We start from the raw sequence: 13350 nt of genomic DNA on the forward strand, positions 1-13350 counted from the left end.
GCGGGGGGCGAGGAGCCGCATGAGGCGGGCGGCCTCGTCGGTGACTGCCGAGCGTGCCGCGCCGAGGTACTTCCTCGTGTCGACCGTGGGGGACGCCTCGAGCTGCTCGGTCATCGCATGCGTGAAGACCTGGTTGAGGTGCGTGGCGATGTTGACCTTCGTCATGCCGGCTCGCACCGCGGCGACGAGTCCTGCGTCGGGCACCCCGGACGAACCGTGGAGCACGAGCGGCACCGGCACCGAGTCCCTCAGTGCGGCAATGAGATCCGTGTCGAGCTCTGYCGTGCGGTCGGTCATCGCGTGGCTGCTGCCGACGGCCACGGCGAGCGCATCGACACCGGTGTCGGCGACGAAGCGCGCCGCGTCCGCAGGATCGGTGCGGACACCGGGCGCGTGGACGCCGTCCTTGCCGCCGACCTCGCCGAGCTCGGCCTCAACCGAGACCCCGGCCGTCCGGCAGAGTTCGACGACGCGACGAGTCACGGCGCGGTTCTCGTCGTCGGGCAGCGTCGACCCGTCGAACATCACGGACGTCAGGCCGAGCCGGACCGCCTCCTCGACGAGGGCGACGTCCTCGGCGTGGTCGAGGTGCACGACGACGGGTTGGGTGCACGCGTCCGCGATGGCGAGCGTCGCCGCCGCGATCGGCGCCAGGGAGCCGTGGTAGCGCACGCAGTTCTCCGAGATCTGCATGACGACGGGCAGGCCGACGCGCTCGGCCGCAGCGGCATACGCCTCTGCGTGCTCGAGCTGGATGACGTTGAARGCCGCGACCGCACGACCGGCGGCCACCGCCTCGGCGAGCACGGGCGTCAGGGCGGAGCGGGTCACGGACGGATCTCCTCGATCTCGACGGTGGGGAGCAGACGGTCGACGTCGGCGGGGTCGACGGCGCCGGCGACGGGCTGCACCACCGCGGCCGCCGACCACGCGACACCGCGGCGCAGCACCGCCGCCCAGTCCTCCCGGCCTGTCGGCAGGTCCCCGATGCCGTCGAGGTCGGCCGCGAGCGCGGCCGTCAGGGCGTCGCCCGCCCCGGTCGGGTTGCCGGAGAGCGAGCGGGGCAGGTAGGCCCGCAGCGCGAGGTCGTCGTGGACGAGGACGAGGCCGTTCGTGCCGTCACTGACGATCGCAGCCCGGGCTCCGGCCGCGACGAGGGCCCGGGCAGCCCCGGGCACGGACGGCACCTCACCCCGGCCGAGTCCGGTCAGGGTCTGAGCCGCCTCGACGCGATTGGGCTTGACGAGGTCGGGCCGCAGGCTCAGCGTGCGCGACAGGTGGGCTCCGCTGACGTCGAGGACGAGGCGCAGGCCTGCCTCGTGCGCCACCCGCGTCAGCCGCCGGACGAGGTCGGGGTCGGTGCCGGGCGGAAAGCTGCCCGACACCGTCAGCACCGAGGCCTGGGCTGCGAGCGCGGCGACCTCCTCCACGACCCGGTCCCAGACCCGTTGCGACTGACCGACGCCGGGCTCGTTGAACAGGGTCGCCCGACCGCCGGCCTCGACGACGGCCACGGACCGTCGGGTCGGGCACGGCGACGGCACGAGGCGGTGCGGCACGCGGCGCGCGCCGAGGTCGGATGCGAAGAGGTCGACGTCCGTCGCGCCGACCGGCGCCACGGCCACGGACCGGTGTCCCATCGTCGTGAGCACCGCCGCGACGTTGAGGCCCTTGCCCCCGGCCCGTTCGCTCACCGAGGCGACGCGGTGGGACTCGCCCAGCGCGACGGACGGGACGGCATACGTGATGTCGAGCGCGGGGTTCGGCGTGACGGTGATGATCATCGACCGACGACGTCCAGGGCGATGGTGGCAGCGCCGAGCGCGCCGGCGCGGGCGCCGAGGGCGGCGGCCTCGACGACGACGTCCTCGCGACCCCCGAGTCGGGCCGTGAGGGCGGCACGCAGGGGTGCGAGGAGGGTGTCACCCGCATGGACGAGACCGCCCCCGATGAGGACCAGCTCGGTCCCGACGCCCGCCACGATGGGCGCGACCATGCTCGCCAGCGCGTCGACGGCCTCCTGCCAGATGCGGCGGGCCTCGGGCTCCCCGGCCTCGACGCGGCGGGCGACCTCCTCGGCGTCGCCGACCAGTCCGGTCGCCTCGGACCAGCGGCGGCCGATCGCGCCCGCGCTCGACAGCGCCTCGAGGCAGCCCCGCTGCCCGCAGCCACAGAGCGGCCCGTCCGGCGCGACGACGACGTGGCCGATCTCGCCGGTCCACAGCGACCCCGTGACGAGCTGGCCGCGACAGAGGATCGCGCTCGCGAGGCCCGTGCCGAGTGGCACGAAGAGCACGTTGTCGGCCTCCCGGGCGGCGCCGAGGCGGTGCTCGGCGAGCAGGCCGGAGCGCACGTCGTGACCGACCGCGACCGGGACGTCGACGTGGGCGGCGACCCCGCCGCGGAGGTCGAGGTCGCGCCAGCCGAGGTTGGCCGACCAGACGCCGATACCCGCCACGTCGTCGACCACCCCCGGGACGACGACGCCGAGGGCGAGCAGGTCGATGGCCTCGCCGGCGCGAGCCGTCAGCTCCGCGACCTCGTCGGCCGCGACCTCGCCGAGCCGGGCACCGACCTCGTCGGGGGTCTCGCGGACCGTCTCGGCGAGCACCTGCCCGTCGGGGGTCACGAGGGCCGACTTGATCCGGGTGCCGCCGACGTCGATCCCGACCACTGCTTGGCGCATCACGCGGCGCAGTCTATGAGCATTCGTGCACGGTTGAACACCCGATCGATCACATTCGGACAGACTGTCGGTTGCGCATCTGCCCACCCTGCCATCCCCGGGCCGGCGCCGCGCGGGGAGCCGGCGATGGCGACAACGAGGACGGTGGACGCGGTCATCTGCCCCGCGGTCCACCGTCGAGCTCGGCCCAGGTCAGGCGCAACGAGCCTGCATCGGCAATCCGCTTGCCCGGCAAGGAGAAGGGCCAGCACGCTTGCCAGCATGACGCTGCACATCCACAACGTGACCTTCGACTGCGCCGATGCCCGCGCCCTGGGCACCTTCTGGTCCGAGCTTCTCGGCTGGAACGTCTACTACGACGATGACCCCGAGATCGTCGTCGCGGCGTCGTTCCCGAGCTCCGGCCTCGGTTTGCTCTTCATCCCCGTCCCCGAAGGCAAGTCGGCCAAGAACCGCCAGCACCTCGATCTCGCCCCCGACGAGGGAACCCGCGACGAGTGGGTCGAGCGCGCGCTCGCCCTCGGCGCCACCGTCGTTGGCGACCACCGCACGCCCGAGGGCTCGGGCTGGGTCACGATGGCCGACCCCGAGGGCAACGAGTTCTGCATCGAGCGTGGCGCGTCCGAGACGGGTCCACGACCCGCACGCGCGTACCGCATCTCCACGTGACCGGCGCCGTGTGCAGAGATTGGGGTCCTGACCCCACACAGTGCACACAGGACGCCCGCAGGCGCGAGCCGTTCAGTCCCCGGCCTGTGCCAGGGCCACGGTCTTGGGCACGACCATCCGCCAGGCGTCGACGACGATCTCGCGCATCCGGTCCTTGTCGATCGCGTCGAGCCGCACCTCGATCCAGTTGAAGCGCAGGTCGGACCGGCGTGGCATGAGGAAGACCTCGGGCTCGCTCGCGACGAGCACGTCGCGCTCCTCCTTGGGGAAGGCGAAGCCCATCTGCGTCTCGTCCGACGAGAAGGCGAGCCACACGATCTTCCCCACGCGGAACTTGACGCGGTCTCGGACGAGCACCTCGTAGGAGCGAGGCAGCTGCTCGGCCACGCGCCGCACGTCCTCGATGGTCACGGGCACCTCTCCAGCCTGCCACGGGCGCGCCGCCGACACACCCACCGAGGGCCCCTTCCGCGGACGGGCGACACGGCATACGCTCGCCGTGTCGCGACCCCGACGGCTGTGCGCCGGGCGGGCTGACACGTCGACTCCGCCACGACAAGGAGACGACGTATGCCGTCCGCACCCACCCAGCCCGACCACCCCACCGTCCCGCAGCGCCTGCTCGCCTTCCTCGACCGCCTCGGCACCGAGCTCGACCGTCGCGGCGACGCCGTCGCGCTGCTCTGCCTCGGCTCGGTGGGTCGCGACCTGCACCGCCTCGACGAGCACTCCGACGCGGACTTCTTCGTCGTTGTCGACGACGGGGCCGCCCGTGACCGCTACCTCGCCGACATCGACTGGCTCGAGGCGGCGCACCCGGTGGTGTGGTCGTTCGAGAACAGCGACGCCGGCCGCAAGGCGCTCCTCGAGGGCGACCTCTTCGCGGAGTACGCCGTCTTCTCGCTGGCCGACCTGGCGACCGCGGGCTACCCACCGGGCCGCATCCACTGGAGCCGAGCCGACGCCCCCGCCGGCCTGGAGATCCCGAGCACGCCTGTGCCGCAGGCGGCCTCGCTCGAGCACCAGGTGGGCGAGGCGATCACGAACCTCTACGTCGGGCTGCACCGCGACCTGCGCGGCGAGCGCCTGACGGCCACCCGCTTCATCCAGGGGTATGCCGTCGACCGCTGGGTCACCGTGCTCGGCCACCTGGGCCTCGGCGCGGGCGAGGCGCAGGACGTCTTCGTCGTCGACCGGGGCGTCGAGCGGCGGTTCGGCGCGGACGTGCTGCCGCTCGCCGACCTCGTGCCCGGCTACGAGCGCAACGCGCACGCGGCGGCGACGCTCCTGGGTCTGCTCGAGGCGCACGTCGAGCTCGACCCGACGATCGTGACCGCGGTGCGCGACCTCGTCGCGCGCGCGAATGCCGCGGCTCAGGCGCGGTCGAGCTCCAGCTCGTAGACCTGCAGCCGGAGGTCGCGGACGGGCGACCAGTCGCGCTCGGGCGCGCGGGTGAAGCCGAACCGCTCGTAGACGCGGTGCGCGGCGTGCATCGTCGGCTGCGTCGAGAGCACGAGCCGGCGGCGGCCGAGGGCTCGCGCGCGGTCGATGCACTCACGGACCAGCGCCGTGCCGACCCCACGGCCGCGACCAGCGGGCACGACGGCCAGGGTGCGGAACTCGGCCTCGTCGTCCCGGGCGACGTCGGCGAAGGGCCCGGGACCGGCGACGAAGGCGAAGCCTCCGAGCACGACCCCCGCCGGGTCGACGGCGACGAGCACGTCGGCGTGCTCCGCGCGGCGGGCGACATCACGAAGCACCTCGAGGTAGGGGTCCTCCGCGCCGAAGTCGAGCAGCCCGTCGTCGAGGTACGCGGCGGCGGTGAGGTCACCGAGCCGCTCGTGGTCCTCCGGCCGCGCCGGGCGGATCGTGAAGCCGTCCATGCGCGCCAGTGTCGCAGCCGCTGCGCTCGAGAGCGCGATCGGCGCGGACGCGCCATACGGCCCGGGTAGCCGGCTTGGGCAGCCGGACTCAGGAGGTGAGGCGCCAGGCGAGGACGCCGAAGAGCACGCCGAGCGCGTTGGTGGCCCAGTGCATGCCGACGCTCGCGAAGAGGCTCCCGCTGCGCCGGCGCAGCTCGCCCGCGACGACCCCGCCGAGGGCGGTGAACGCCACCGTGCCGCCGACGATGGCGAGCTTGGCGAACGGCCCGAGCCCGGCGACCGCCGACCCGATGGCGGCGTTGCCCGTGGCCGATGCCATGGCGGGGAAGACGTGCCAGAGGCCGAAGAGCAGGGACGAGCCGAGGAGGACCTGCCACATCCGGGCGTGCCGGGAGAGGAAGCCCCACAGCACGGAGCGGAAGGCGACCTCCTCGAGCAGGATCGTGCCGACGGGAATCATGACGAAGGCCGTGAGCAGGGCACCCGCCGGAGGCAGGTGGTAGCGCGCGTCGAGGAAGGCGGTCCGGGTGGAGGGGAGCAGGATGCCGACGAGGTAGACGAACGCGACGACGGCGATGACACCGAGCCCCCACCGGATGCCCCGCGCGTGGGTGTGCCGCGCGAGGCCCAGCTGGTGCCAGGTGAGTCCCTGCCAGCGCGCGAAGGCCAGCAGCGCGACCGCGCCCACCGGGCCGAGCCACATCGTGTCCCAGCCGAGCACGTGGTTGCCGATGTTGACACCTGCGAGGGCGAAGACGACGACCACGGTGGCGGCGAGACGAGCACGGCGGCCGCGAGCGATGAGGGCCAGACGGTGACGTCGCACCGGGTCGTGCCGCGGCACGACACCGCCGTCGAAAGATGTCTCGACGGCGACGGCAGCGGGGCTCACGACAGTGGTGGTCATTGCCTCCATTCTCGCAGCCCTTCCTGTGGATCAGCCATGCGCCGGGAGCGTCATGAACTCGTCCACCACCGGAGCCACAGAGGTCCCACCCGTGTCCGTCACCACGGGTGAACCCGGACGCCGACCCTTCAGCGGCGGCGCTCGACGAGACCGCGGACGTACTCGGCCTGCCCGAGGTGCTTCAACGCGTCGCCGAGCACGGAGACGATCCGGATCGCCACCGTGACGGGCGGGTCCCAGTGCGCGTCGATGACACGCTCGTAGGCGTCCGCGTCGAGGCGTTGGAGCAGCGTGGCGGTGCGGTCGTGGACGTCGCCGTGGTACTCGCCGAAGAGCCCCGGGTCCACCACGGTGAACCGGCCGACGTCCGCCGAGCTCATGCTCCACCCGTGGGCGTCGGGCGCGTAGGGCAGCCCGAAGCGGTCGACCCAGCCGTCGCCGAGCCACGCGGACTGCTCGCCGGCCAGGTGCGCCACCTGGTCGTCCTGCTGGCGCGTCAGGTGCCAGACGAGCCAGGCGATGTGGTTCGCCTGCGCGTCCGGTCGCCACAGCAGCTCGTCGACGGAGAGGCCGTCGACCACCTGCGGCACGCCCTCGCGGATGCGGTCGAAGCCGTCGAGCAGCAGGTCACGCACGGTGCCGGTCGTCACGTCGTCCATCAGCCCAGCATGCACCTCGGGGCGCGGCGGTGCAGCGAACCGGACGCCCTGCGGCCGGCCAGACGCGGCGCAGAACCTCGCGCCGCACGGGCCTGCCAGGACGAAGCGGACCTTTCTCGCGCGATGTATCTGACGGGCTTCACCGGTCTCTGAACGGCCGCGCCCACCACGAGAGACGCCCGGGGGCCGACCGCGACCGATAACGACTCAGGAGACGAGCATGACCCTCAACCTCACCCCCACCGCCCGACGGGCCACGAGCCTCGCCGGACTCTGCGACGGTGCGGTCCACCTCCCCGGCGACCCCGGCTACGACGCGGCACGCCTGCCGTGGAACGTCGCGCTCGACCAGCGCCCCGCCGCCGTGGCCCTGCCTCGCACCGTGTCCCACGTCCAGGACGTCGTCCGCGCCGCCGCCGCAGCAGGTCTGCGCATCGCCCCGCAGAGCACCGGCCACAACGCCGGGCCGCTCGTCGCGCAGGGCCTCGACGACGTCGTCCTCGTCCGCACCGGACGGATGCGCGGCGTCAGCATCGACCCGACCCGGCGCATGGCCCGCGTCGAGGGCGGCGCGCTGTGGATGGACGCGACCGAGCCCGCCGCCGACCACCGGCTCGCGGCGCTGCACGGCAGCTCGCCCGACGTCGGCATCGCCGGCTACAGCCTCGGCGGCGGCCTCGGCTGGTACGCCCGCCGRCTCGGCCTCGCCTCCAACAGCCTGACCGCGGTCGAGCTCGTCACCGCGAGCGGCGAGCACGTGCGTGCCGACGCCACGCAGAACGTCGAGCTCTTCTGGGCGCTGCGCGGCGGCGGCGGCAACTTCGGCGTCGTCACGGCGCTCGAGTTCCGCCTCTACCCCGTCGAGACGGCGTATGCCGGCATGCTCGTCTGGGACCGCGACCAGGCCGAGCGCGTGCTGCGACGGTGGGCCGACTGGGCGCCCGAGGCACCGGACGCCGTCACGACGTCGTTCCGCTTCCTCAACCTCCCACCGCTGCCGGCGATCCCGGAGCCGCTGCGCGGGCGGTCGATCGTCGTCATCGACGGGGCGGTGCTCGGTTGCGACGCCGAGGCACGCTCGATCCTCGGCCTGCTGCGCGGGCTCGGCCCGGAGATCGACACCTTCGACCGCTTGCCCGCCCGGTCCCTGACCCGGCTGCACATGGACCCGGAGGGCCCCACTCCGGCCGTCTCGGACGGGACCCTCCTCGGTGAGCTGAACGACTCGGCGATCGACACGATCCTCGAGCAGGTCGGCCCCGGCTCCACGTCGTCCCTGCTCGCGGCCGAGCTGCGACAGCTCGGGGGTGCGCTCGGTCGGGCCCCGGAGGGCCACGGCGCCCTCGCGACGATCGACGCGGCATACGCCGCCTTCGGCGTCGCGATCGCGGCCACCCCGGAGCTGGCGATGCAGGGGCAGCTCGACGCCCACCAGTTCACCCGCGCGCTCGAGCCGTGGTCGACGGGTCGCAGCTACCTCAACTTCGCTGAGAACGGGGTCGACGCCCGCACGGGCTACACCGATTCGGCGTGGGTGCAGCTGAAGGGGATCCGGTCGGCCTACGACCCCGACGACCGCTTCGTGGCCAACCACCGCGTCCCCCGCCTCTTCGAGAACGGCCGCGTCAGCGACTGACCCGATCGAAGGAGCAGTCCGTCCGCCGGGAAGTGGGCACTCGACTGCAGGGGTCCGTCGAGTGCTCACTTCCTCACCGCCGACAAGCATGGGTGAGGATGGGGGCATGACACATCCCGGCTACGACGTCGACCGGATCCGGTGGCACTTCCCGGCCCTGCGCGAGGGCGCGGCGCACTTCGACGGGCCCGGCGGCTCCCAGGTGCCCGACACGGTCGCCACGGCGGTCGTCGAGACCCTGACCGCGGCTATCTCGAACCGCGGCACGGTGACGCCGGCCGAGCGGCGCGCCGACCGCATCGTCCTCGAGGCCCGAGCCGCGATGGGTGACCTCCTCGCGGTCGACCCCGCCGGCGTCGTCTTCGGGCGGTCCGCCACCGAGCTGACCTTCCAGCTCGCCCGCACCCTGGCCAAGGACTGGGGCCCGGGTGACGAGCTCGTCGTCAGCCGCCTCGACCACGACGCGAACATCCGCCCCTGGGCGCTCGCCGCCGAGGCGACCGGCGCCACCGTGCGCTGGGCGGACTTCGACCCGACGACGGGCGAGCTGCCGCCCGAGGCRGTCGAGGCGGTCGTCACGGACCGCACCCGCCTCGTCGCGGTCACCGCCGCCTCGAACCTCATCGGCACCCGCCCCGACCTGCCGGCCATCGCCGACGTCGCCCACGCCGTGGGGGCACTGCTGTGGGTCGACGGCGTCCACGCGACGGCCCACGTGCTCATCGACGTGCCGGCAAGCGGCGCGGACTTCTGGGTGTGCTCGCCCTACAAGTTCCTCGGCCCGCACCACGGGGTCCTCGCCGCGAGTCCGGCGCTCCTCGAGACGCTCCGCCCGGACAAGCTGCTCCCGTCGTCCGACGCCGTGCCGGAGCGCTTCGAGCTGGGCACCCTGCCCTACGAGCTGCTCGCGGGCACGACCGCCGCCGTCGACTTCCTCGCCGACCTCGCCCTCACCGACCCGTCCCGGCCGCGCCGCGAGCGCCTCGAGGCCTCGTTCGCCGCGCTCGAGGAGCACGAGGACGCCCTCCTCGCCACGCTGGAGGAGCGGCTGCGCGCGATCCCCGGCCTCACGGCATACAGCAACGCGAAGCGCCGCACCCCGACGCTGCTCGTCACCGTCGAGGGTCACGACCCGCAGGACCTGCGTGCCGCCCTCGCGCAGCGCGGCGTCAACGCGCCCGCCGGCCACTTCTACGCGTGGGAGTGCAGCCACCACCTCGGGCTCGGCCCGACCGGCGGGCTGCGGATGGGTCTCGCGCCCTACACGAACGCCGACGACGTCGACCGGCTCGCCACCGGCCTCGAGGCGATCTGCGGGGCGAGCCGGTGAGCCGTCCCGTGCCCCTGCCGGCCGGCCCCGGGCAGGAGTCCGTGTGGGACTACCCGCGCCCGCCGGCCGTCGACCCGAGCAGCGAGCTCGTCGAGGTCCACCTCGGCGGCGAGGTCGTGGCGCGCACGCGCGCGTCGCTGCGGGTCCTCGAGACGAGCCACCCGCCGACCTACTACCTGCCGCTCGACGCCTTCGTCGAGGGTGCGCTCGTCCCCGTCGAGGGCAGCACCGTGTGCGAGTGGAAGGGTCGCGCGGCCTACTTCGACCTCGTCGGCGACGGACGTCGGGCGGCTCGCGCCGCGTGGACCTATCCCGAGCCCGTGCCGACGTATGCCGTCCTGGCCGGTCACGTCGCCGTCATGCCCGGGCTCGTCGACGCCTGCCTCGTCGACGGCGAGCAGGTCCGTGCGCAGGAGGGCGGCTTCTACGGCGGGTGGATCACCGACCGGGTCGTCGGTCCCTTCAAGGGCGGCCCCGGCTCCTGGGGCTGGTGACTGGGCTGGTGACTGGGCTGGTGACTGCGCTGGTGACTGGGCTGGTGGCTGAGCTCTGAAACCTCACCCTGTGAGGGGGACGATCGCGGCGGCCGCGGGCGGCAGGGTGGGTCTCGACACCACTCGCAACGCGCCGGACGGCCGGCGGCGACGCAAAGGAGCATGAGATGGCTGCCTTCACGGTATGGAAGTTCGACACCCCGGGCGGCGCCGCACAGGCCGAGTCCGTCCTCCAGGACTGCCAGCGGGAGGGGTTCCTCAAGATCGTCGACCACGCGGTCGTCACCTGGCCCGAGGGGGAGTCACACCCCAGCACGAGCCACGGCAACGACGAGAAGTGGCGCGGCACCGGGTGGGGCGCCCTGTGGGGAGTCCTGGCCGGCGCCCTCTTCTTCGTGCCGGTGGTGGGCGGCGTCGTCGGTGCCGCGATCGGCGCCATCAGCAAGGTGACCGCGGACGCCGGGATCACCAAGGAGCAGCTGACGACCATCCGCACGGAGGTGACGCCGGGCACCTCGGCGCTCTTCCTCGTCACCGAGGAGGGCGACCTCGACCGGGTGGGCGAGCGCTTCCACGGGGTGCACAGCAAGCTCATCGCGACCAACCTCACGGCGGGCGAGCGCCAGATCATGATGGAGACCTTCGGCGGTCGCTGAGCCCGGGGGGCCCTGGGGGACCTGGGGCCTCAGCGCGGCAGCTGCTCGATCCTGGCCTCGACGAGGGCGCCGTCCCGCACCTCGAGGACGGCGAAGGTCCCGGCCGGCTGGCGGCGGCGGTCCGTGGGAGACCCCGGGTTGAGGATGCGCACGCCGTCGCCGGTCTCGTCGAGCGGGATGTGGGAGTGCCCGAAGACGACGAGGTCGGCGGTCGGGAACCGGCCGCGCAGCCGGGCCGTGCGGCCCTGACGGTGGCCGCTGTCGTGGATCATCCCGATGCGCACGCCCTCGAGCTCGACCTCAAGGGTCTCGGGCGCACCCCACTCGGCGACCTCGGGCACGTCGTTGTTGCCCATGACGACATGGACCGGAGCGAACGTCGCGAGCAGGTCGAGGACGTCGGGGGTGCACACGTCCCCGGCGTGCAGGATGACGTCCGCGCCCTCCAGGTGCGGCAGCAGCGCCGGGGGGCACGCCTTCCAGCGCCGCGGCGCGTGCGTGTCCGAGACGACGATCGCTCTCAAGACGCGCTCCCGGCGCGCGGGGCGGTGGGCCACGGAGGGAGCAGCGGCAGCATGGTGTCGAGCTGCTCGTCCGAGACGAACGAGGGGTTGGCCATGAACGGCTGGCGCTGCACCTCGAGGCCGTCGATGCCCGCGGCCCGCAGCTCGGCGTCCTCGACCGGGTCCTCGAGCAGCGCGACGTCGATCTCGACACGCTCACGCACGGTGTGGGCGTCCGACGCGGTGCGCCAGAACCCTTGCGTCGACTCCGCCCAGGGCTCGACCTCCGCCACCGCGTGACCGAGTCCCCACACCCCGCGTCCCAGGCCGTCACGCCCGTCGCCCGACACCCAGAAGAGCACCTTGTCGCCGGGTGCGACGAGCCGCGTGCGGTAGCTCGGGTGCACGGCCCACGAGGTCAGGCGTCGCTCGCCGGAGTCGAGCAGGGCCCGCAGGTCCCAGAGGGCCGGGTTGCACTTGAGCACCCACGCCCCCAGGCGTTCGCGCTCGACAGCTCGCCCGGTCATCGCGCCTCTCATCATGCACGGCTCCTACCCACGGACGCGCTCGAGCACCTCACGCACGGTGGCCTCGATGAGCTGCACCTTGTAGCCGGTCTCCTCGAGCGGACGGGTGCCGTCGGTTGCTGCCGCGGCGGCCGCCGCCACCGTGTCGTCGTCGAGGGACGAGCCGAGGAGCATGGTCTCGACCGCGTTGAGCCGCAACGGAACCGGTGCCACCCCGCCGATCGCGAGTCCGGCCGAGGTGACCGTCCCGGCGTCGTCCCGCACCACGCGGACGACGGCCTCGACGAGCGGCCACTCCGCCTCGAACCGGCTGATCGCGCGGAAGTATGCCGCCCGCTCGCCCGCCGCCGGGGGTGGCAGCGTGATGCGGGTCAGCACCTCGTCGTCGGCGAGGAGGTGGTCGCGGCTCGGGTCGGACCCGTCGCCGAGCACGTCACCGACCGTGAGACTGCGCCGCTGCGTCGTGTCGACGGTGGCGGCATACGTCAGCAGGGCCATCGCGAGCGACGACGGGTGCGGGTGGACGCACGGCGCGGTGTCGAAGGCGACGCCGTAGAGATGGCGACCGTCGCGGGCCGGGCAGCCGACGCCCCCGGACTTGAAGCAGGCGGTGTGCGGGTGGCGGAAGTACCAGCATCGGGTGCGCTGGAGCAGGTTGCCGCCGACGGTGGCCGTGGCGCGCACCTGCGGCGTCGCCAGACCCGCGGCGGTCAGCGCGAGCGCCGGGTAGTCGGTGGCCAGGTCGCGCGCCAGGGTCGCGACGGTGGTGCCGGCGCCGATGGTCGTCCCGGCCTCGGTGCGTGCGATGCCGGCGAAGCCCGGCACGCCAGTCAGGTCGAGGACGTGCGGCGTCGCGCCCGTCGTGCGCAGCCGCTCCTGCAGGTCGGTGCCGCCGGCGCGGTAGACGAACTCGCCTGGGCCATCGGGCCGCTCGTCGTATGCCGTGAGGATCGTGACGCTCACCGGGTGACCTCCGTCCGCAGTCCCTCGAGCACGCGGTCCGGCCGGACCGGCAAGGTCAGTGGGCGCCAGCCGGTGGCGTTGAAGATCGCGTTGCCGACGGACGCTGCCGGGCTGATCGTCGCGACCTCGCCGAGACCGACCCCGCCACCGGGCACGCGGTCCCAGCCCTCCTCGTGGAAGTGGATGTCGATCTCGGGGGTGTCGCCGAGCTGCGGGATGCGGTAGTCCTCGAGGTTGGCCGTCAGGGTCAGGCCGGTGTGCGGGTCGAGGACCTGGTTCTCGTAGAGCGCGAGCCCGATGCCCTGGATGACCGAGCCCTCGCACTGGCTGCGCGCCAGCACGGGGGCGTGGATGCGGCCGACGGCGATGCCCCCGTGCACGCGCAGCACGCGGGTGTGACCGGTGCGCGTGTCGACCTCGACCTCGCTGACGTGGAC

At 73.5% G+C, this 13350-nt stretch carries 17 protein-coding genes; 6 read left to right on the top strand and 11 right to left on the bottom strand.

Annotation, left to right across the window (positions count from 1 at the left end; genetic code table 11):
- The 3 genes from AC1DP0_RS08405 to AC1DP0_RS08415 all read right to left on the bottom strand — a co-directional run.
- Positions 1-831, bottom strand: an 831-nt coding sequence (locus tag AC1DP0_RS08405) for a class II fructose-bisphosphate aldolase (RefSeq protein WP_478083616.1), incomplete at its 3' end; no start/stop codon positions are given.
- Positions 828-1784, bottom strand: a complete 957-nt coding sequence (locus tag AC1DP0_RS08410) for a 1-phosphofructokinase family hexose kinase (protein ID WP_478083617.1) — start codon at positions 1782-1784, stop codon at positions 828-830. The genes AC1DP0_RS08410 and AC1DP0_RS08405, both read right to left, overlap by 4 nt.
- Positions 1781-2686, bottom strand: a complete 906-nt coding sequence (locus tag AC1DP0_RS08415; RefSeq protein ID WP_478083647.1) for an ROK family protein — start codon at positions 2684-2686, stop codon at positions 1781-1783. The genes AC1DP0_RS08410 and AC1DP0_RS08415 overlap by 4 nt, the downstream gene beginning before the upstream one ends.
- 261 nt (positions 2687-2947) lie before the next feature.
- Here AC1DP0_RS08415 and AC1DP0_RS08420 point away from each other — a divergent pair, with 261 nt between their 5' ends.
- Positions 2948-3355: a VOC family protein gene (locus AC1DP0_RS08420; protein WP_478083619.1), complete on the top strand. Its 408-nt coding sequence runs from the start codon at positions 2948-2950 to the stop codon at positions 3353-3355.
- A gap of 72 nt (positions 3356-3427) precedes the next feature.
- Here the strand turns inward: AC1DP0_RS08420 and AC1DP0_RS08425 are convergent, their stop codons facing one another.
- Positions 3428-3772, bottom strand: coding sequence for an MmcQ/YjbR family DNA-binding protein (locus AC1DP0_RS08425; protein ID WP_478083621.1), 345 nt, complete (start codon positions 3770-3772; stop codon positions 3428-3430).
- Between the two features lie 153 nt (positions 3773-3925).
- Here AC1DP0_RS08425 and AC1DP0_RS08430 point away from each other — a divergent pair, with 153 nt between their 5' ends.
- Positions 3926-4756 (top strand): hypothetical protein, encoded by an 831-nt coding sequence (locus AC1DP0_RS08430; protein WP_478083624.1) that lies wholly within the window; start codon positions 3926-3928, stop codon positions 4754-4756.
- Here the strand turns inward: AC1DP0_RS08430 and AC1DP0_RS08435 are convergent.
- The 3 genes from AC1DP0_RS08435 to AC1DP0_RS08445 form a co-directional block, all read right to left on the bottom strand.
- Complete coding sequence (locus tag AC1DP0_RS08435; RefSeq protein WP_478083626.1) at positions 4729-5238, bottom strand: GNAT family N-acetyltransferase; 510 nt, start codon at positions 5236-5238, stop codon at positions 4729-4731. The two genes, AC1DP0_RS08430 and AC1DP0_RS08435, sit on opposite strands and share 28 nt — an antisense overlap.
- An 88-nt stretch (positions 5239-5326) precedes the next feature.
- Complete coding sequence (locus AC1DP0_RS08440) at positions 5327-6145, bottom strand: CPBP family glutamic-type intramembrane protease (RefSeq protein ID WP_478083628.1); 819 nt, start codon at positions 6143-6145, stop codon at positions 5327-5329.
- Between the two features lie 128 nt (positions 6146-6273).
- The gene (locus AC1DP0_RS08445) at positions 6274-6804 is read right to left on the bottom strand and encodes a mycothiol transferase (RefSeq protein ID WP_478083631.1); all 531 of its coding nucleotides are present in this window, start codon (positions 6802-6804) and stop codon (positions 6274-6276) included.
- Positions 6805-7024: 220 nt separating this feature from the next.
- Here AC1DP0_RS08445 and AC1DP0_RS08450 point away from each other — a divergent pair, with 220 nt between their 5' ends.
- The 4 genes from AC1DP0_RS08450 (at position 7025) to AC1DP0_RS08465 (ending at position 10920) form a co-directional block, all read left to right on the top strand.
- Positions 7025-8440 carry an FAD-binding oxidoreductase gene (locus tag AC1DP0_RS08450; RefSeq protein ID WP_478083634.1) on the top strand — a complete coding sequence of 472 codons (1416 nt, stop codon included), beginning with the start codon at positions 7025-7027 and terminating at the stop codon, positions 8438-8440.
- A gap of 106 nt (positions 8441-8546) precedes the next feature.
- Positions 8547-9770 (top strand): cysteine desulfurase-like protein, encoded by a 1224-nt coding sequence (locus AC1DP0_RS08455; protein WP_478083636.1) that lies wholly within the window; start codon positions 8547-8549, stop codon positions 9768-9770.
- On the top strand, positions 9767-10264 hold the full coding sequence (locus tag AC1DP0_RS08460) for a DUF427 domain-containing protein (protein WP_478083639.1): 498 nt from the start codon (positions 9767-9769) through the stop codon (positions 10262-10264). Before AC1DP0_RS08455 ends, AC1DP0_RS08460 begins: the two co-directional genes overlap by 4 nt.
- Positions 10265-10431: 167 nt before the next feature.
- Positions 10432-10920 carry a DUF1269 domain-containing protein gene (locus AC1DP0_RS08465; RefSeq protein WP_478083640.1) on the top strand — a complete coding sequence of 163 codons (489 nt, stop codon included), beginning with the start codon at positions 10432-10434 and terminating at the stop codon, positions 10918-10920.
- A 29-nt stretch (positions 10921-10949) separates the two neighbouring features.
- Here the strand turns inward: AC1DP0_RS08465 and AC1DP0_RS08470 are convergent, their stop codons facing one another.
- The 4 genes from AC1DP0_RS08470 to AC1DP0_RS08485 form a co-directional block, all read right to left on the bottom strand.
- Positions 10950-11444: a metallophosphoesterase family protein gene (locus tag AC1DP0_RS08470; RefSeq protein ID WP_478083641.1), complete on the bottom strand. Its 495-nt coding sequence runs from the start codon at positions 11442-11444 to the stop codon at positions 10950-10952.
- Positions 11441-11950 (bottom strand): EVE domain-containing protein, encoded by a 510-nt coding sequence (locus AC1DP0_RS08475; RefSeq protein ID WP_478083643.1) that lies wholly within the window; start codon positions 11948-11950, stop codon positions 11441-11443. The genes AC1DP0_RS08470 and AC1DP0_RS08475 overlap by 4 nt, the downstream gene beginning before the upstream one ends.
- A 24-nt stretch (positions 11951-11974) precedes the next feature.
- Positions 11975-12913 carry an FAD binding domain-containing protein gene (locus AC1DP0_RS08480; RefSeq protein WP_478083644.1) on the bottom strand — a complete coding sequence of 313 codons (939 nt, stop codon included), beginning with the start codon at positions 12911-12913 and terminating at the stop codon, positions 11975-11977.
- Positions 12910-13350, bottom strand: a 441-nt coding sequence (locus AC1DP0_RS08485) for a molybdopterin cofactor-binding domain-containing protein (RefSeq protein ID WP_478083645.1), incomplete at its 5' end; no start/stop codon positions are given. The genes AC1DP0_RS08485 and AC1DP0_RS08480, both read right to left, overlap by 4 nt.

It is taken from the genome of Terrabacter sp. P5_B1 (assembly GCF_056400505.1).

What these genes read in the sequence shown, in the direction of transcription:
- AC1DP0_RS08410 (WP_478083617.1), bottom strand. Translation starts at nt 1,784, where the DNA reads ATGATCATCACCGTCACGCCGAACCCCGCGCTCGACATCACGTATGCC.
- AC1DP0_RS08415 (WP_478083647.1), bottom strand. Translation starts at nt 2,686, where the DNA reads ATGCGCCAAGCAGTGGTCGGGATCGACGTCGGCGGCACCCGGATCAAG.
- AC1DP0_RS08420 (WP_478083619.1), top strand. Translation starts at nt 2,948, where the DNA reads ATGACGCTGCACATCCACAACGTGACCTTCGACTGCGCCGATGCCCGC.
- AC1DP0_RS08430 (WP_478083624.1), top strand. Translation starts at nt 3,926, where the DNA reads ATGCCGTCCGCACCCACCCAGCCCGACCACCCCACCGTCCCGCAGCGC.
- AC1DP0_RS08435 (WP_478083626.1), bottom strand. Translation starts at nt 5,238, where the DNA reads ATGGACGGCTTCACGATCCGCCCGGCGCGGCCGGAGGACCACGAGCGG.
- AC1DP0_RS08440 (WP_478083628.1), bottom strand. Translation starts at nt 6,145, where the DNA reads ATGACCACCACTGTCGTGAGCCCCGCTGCCGTCGCCGTCGAGACATCT.
- AC1DP0_RS08445 (WP_478083631.1), bottom strand. Translation starts at nt 6,804, where the DNA reads ATGGACGACGTGACGACCGGCACCGTGCGTGACCTGCTGCTCGACGGC.
- AC1DP0_RS08465 (WP_478083640.1), top strand. Translation starts at nt 10,432, where the DNA reads ATGGCTGCCTTCACGGTATGGAAGTTCGACACCCCGGGCGGCGCCGCA.
- AC1DP0_RS08475 (WP_478083643.1), bottom strand. Translation starts at nt 11,950, where the DNA reads ATGACCGGGCGAGCTGTCGAGCGCGAACGCCTGGGGGCGTGGGTGCTC.